Source organism: Mesorhizobium sp. M4A.F.Ca.ET.090.04.2.1 (assembly GCF_003999085.1).
In the GTDB taxonomy this organism is placed as follows: Bacteria; Pseudomonadota; Alphaproteobacteria; order Rhizobiales; family Rhizobiaceae; genus Mesorhizobium.
Map to the genome: position 1 here is coordinate 1 of NZ_RZOT01000613.1, position 3,340 is coordinate 3,340.

Genomic DNA, 3,340 nt, shown 5'->3' on the forward strand with positions numbered 1-3,340 from the left:
TCACCCTCCGCCCCCAGCGCACCGCCATCAGCCCGAAGCTCACGCACCTTGCCACAAGCCGCCTCAGCCATAGCCGTCTCCGTTACCGGCATCGAAAAGTCCTTCGGGCCGACACGCGCGCTCGCTGGCGCCGACCTTGACGTCGCCCCCGGCGAGGTCGTGGCGCTGATGGGCGCCAACGGCGCCGGCAAATCGACCTTGGTGAAGATCCTGTCGGGTTCGTACACGCCCGATGCGGGCACGATCATGCTGGACGGCAGGGCCGTTGCCTTCGCCTCGCCCAGCGCCGCCAAGGCCGCCGGCATCGCGACGGTGCATCAGGCAACCGACCAGGCGGGTGCTCCCGGGCTGACGGTCGCCGAGAATCTTGTGCTCGACGAGCTTTGCAGCCCGGGCGGGCGTTTTCTCGTCTCGAACAGGTCGATCCGCAAGCGCGCGAAGGAGATCGCGGCACTGATCGATCTCGACCTGGCGCTCGACCGCGACTTCATCGACCTTCGCCCGGCGGAGCGGCAATTGATTGCAATCGCCCGTGCCGTCGCCGCGAGCGCCTCCGTCCTGATCCTCGATGAGCCGACATCGAGCCTTTCGACCACCGAAGCCGAGCGGCTGTTCGCCGTCATCCGGCGGTTGCGCGCAAGCGGCATGGCGGTGCTCTACATTTCGCACCGGCTCGGCGATCTCGCCGCGATCGCCGACCGCGCCGTCGTAATGCGCGGCGGCCGCATTGTCGGCGCCTTTGCCAGGCCGATCGATTTCCCGGCGGCGGTGGCCGCAATGATCGGCCGGCCGCTGGAAGCTGCCACCCGTCGCGACAAGGCGTCGACCGCGCCGGTGATCCTGTCGGTCAAGGGTGCCAGGCTGGTCGCTGGCGCCGAGCCCTTCGACCTCGATCTCCGCTCGGGCGAGGTCGTCGCCATCATCGGCACGCTTGGTTCCGGCAAGAGCCGGCTGCTGCGCGTGCTGTTTGGCCTCGAAATCCTTGCCGAAGGCAATTTCGAGATCGACGGAAAACCCTGGCTTTCGAACGGGCCAGGACAGTCGATCCAGAAGGGCGTCTTCATGGCCGCCGAGGATCGCTGGCAATCATCGCTGCTGCCTCCGGAAGTTCCCGGCGCCACCATCGCCGGCACCATCGCCCTGCCGCATCTCAGCCGCTGGTTTCCAGGCGGCCTGCTCAGGACCCAGCGCGAGCGAAAGGTTTCCGCCGAGGCGATAGTGCGGCTTGGCATCAAGGCGCGCGGACCGGACGACACGTTGGACGAACTTTCCGGCGGCAACCAGCAGAAGGTCGTGCTCGCCCGCTGGCAGGCGGCACCTTGCCGGCTGCTCTTGCTCGACGAACCGTTCCAAGGCGTCGATGTCGGCGCGCGCGCCGACCTGATCGCCGCCATCCGCGGCAGCCAGAGCGGCTCGGCGACCCTGATCGCGACCAGCGATACCGAGGAAGCGCTGGAGGTTGCCGACCGCATCCTCGTCATGCGCAACCATTCCCTTCATATGGCCGAAGACGGCCATGGCTCGCTCACCGACCGGATCGACAAGGTCGAGGGAGAGGAGACCGCCGGAGACCCGAGATGACCGAACTGACCACAACGCATGCCGCGCCACGTCCTTCGCTTCTGCGCGAGATCCGCCGATTCGCGCTCTTCGTCCTGCTTGCCCTGATGGTCATCGGCTTCTGGCATGTGCAGCCGGCCTTCATCCGCTCGGCCAATCTGTTCTCGATCCTGCAGGCGGTTTCGGTGGTCGCCATCCTCGGCGTTGGCGTGTCGATCACCATGGCGGCGGATGGATTCGATCTTTCGGTCGGTAGCGTCGCCGCCTCCTCGGTGATGGCGGCGAGCTATGCCATGGTCGTCTGGCAGATGGACGCCGCCGGGACGATCGCGCTGGTGCTGCTGATGGGCGCCTTGATCGGCCTGGCCAACGGACTGCTGATTGTGCGCGTCGGCGTCCCGGATCTTCTCGCCACGCTCGCGACCATGTTCCTGCTCGCTGGCCTGCAGCTGATCCCGACTGGCGGCCGCTCGATCACCGCCGGCATGGTGCTTCCCGACGGCTCGACGGTGCCCGGCGCCTACGATCCGGCTTTCCTGATCCTCGGGCGCTCGCGGCTCTTCGACCTGGTTCCGATGTCGGTCGTGGTGATGGCGGTCGTCGCGTTCCTTGCCTGGTTCTTGATGGAGCGCACGCGCTGGGGCCGCGTCTTTTACGCCATCGGCGGCAACGAGACGGCCGCGCATCTTTCCGGCGCGCCGACCAAGGCCTACCGCCTCTCGGCCTATGTCATTTCGGGCGCGCTGGCATCGCTCGGCGGGCTCATCGTCGCCTCGCGCGTCGGCCGCGGCGACGTCTCGGCCGGCAACTCGCTGCTGCTCGACGCCGTCGCCGCCTCGTTGATCGGCTATGCCGTGCTCGACAAGCGCCGCCCGCATGTGATCGGCACCGTCGTCGGCGCCATCTTCGTCGGCGTGCTGCTCAACGGCCTCACCATGCTGAATGCCCCCTATTACACGCAGGACTTCGTCAAGGGTGTCGTGCTGGTCGGCGCGCTGGCGGCGACCTTCGGCCTCGGAAAGAAGCGTTGAGAGCCATTCCAGGAAAAGTGTGTTGCGGTTTTCCGTCCGCAATTGCGGCGGCATATCTTCTCACTTTGGCCTCGACGGGGTTAGACTGCAAAAAAGTCTCTGACCCTGTCGGCTAGGCCCGCGCTCCGCCGTCCTTGATGGTAGGTATGCAACGGGAGGAGAAAATGCCGGAAAAAGTCCTGGTCCTCATCGGCACGAAAAAAGGCGCCTTCATCGCCGAGAGCAATGGCAAGCGCGGGTCGTGGAAGCTGCGCGGTCCGTTTTGCGAGCACTGGCCTATGAACCATGTCGTCGGCGACCCCGAGACCGGCGCGATCTACGGCGCCGGCGGCAACGAGTGGTTCGGTCCGGCGGTCTGGAAGTCGGACGACCTTGGCGAGACCTGGACGCATTCCAGCGAGGGCTTGGCCTACGAGGCTGGCGAGGAACCGATCAAAGCGGTATGGAGCCTCGCCAGGCGCAACGGCAGCCTCTATGCCGGCGTGCAGCCGGCCGGCCTGTTTCGCTCCGACGACGACGGCGCCACCTGGAGCCACATCGAGGGCCTGCAGCGTCACCCAAGCCGCAAGGACTGGACCCCGGGAGGCGCCGGCCTCATCCTTCATTCCATCGTCACGCACCCCAGGGACAAGGAGCAGATCTGGGTGGGCATCTCGTCCGCGGGCGTGTTCTACACCTGGGACGGCGGCCAGACGTGGGAGTCGCGCAACCGCGGCACCCGCGCCGACTTCCTCCCCGAAGGACAAAAC

At 66.7% G+C, this 3,340-nt stretch carries 2 protein-coding genes and 1 pseudogene; all 3 read left to right on the forward strand.

Annotated elements, in window-relative coordinates; genetic code table 11:
- Positions 1–48 precede the first annotated feature (48 nt).
- Positions 49–1,581 carry a sugar ABC transporter ATP-binding protein gene (locus tag EN781_RS29110; protein WP_126054361.1) on the forward strand — a complete coding sequence of 511 codons (1,533 nt, stop codon included), beginning with the start codon at positions 49–51 and terminating at the stop codon, positions 1,579–1,581.
- Entirely contained in the window at positions 1,578–2,591 is a 1,014-nt protein-coding gene (locus EN781_RS29115) for an ABC transporter permease (RefSeq protein ID WP_127400575.1), read from the forward strand. Before EN781_RS29110 ends, EN781_RS29115 begins: the two co-directional genes overlap by 4 nt.
- 164 nt (positions 2,592–2,755) lie before the next feature.
- Positions 2,756–3,340, forward strand: a pseudogene (locus EN781_RS29120) (exo-alpha-sialidase); the annotation flags it as partial.

Excerpts from the sequence above, each read along its gene's own strand:
- EN781_RS29115 (WP_127400575.1), top strand. The coding sequence starts at position 1,578 with ATGACCGAACTGACCACAACGCATGCCGCGCCACGTCCTTCGCTTCTG.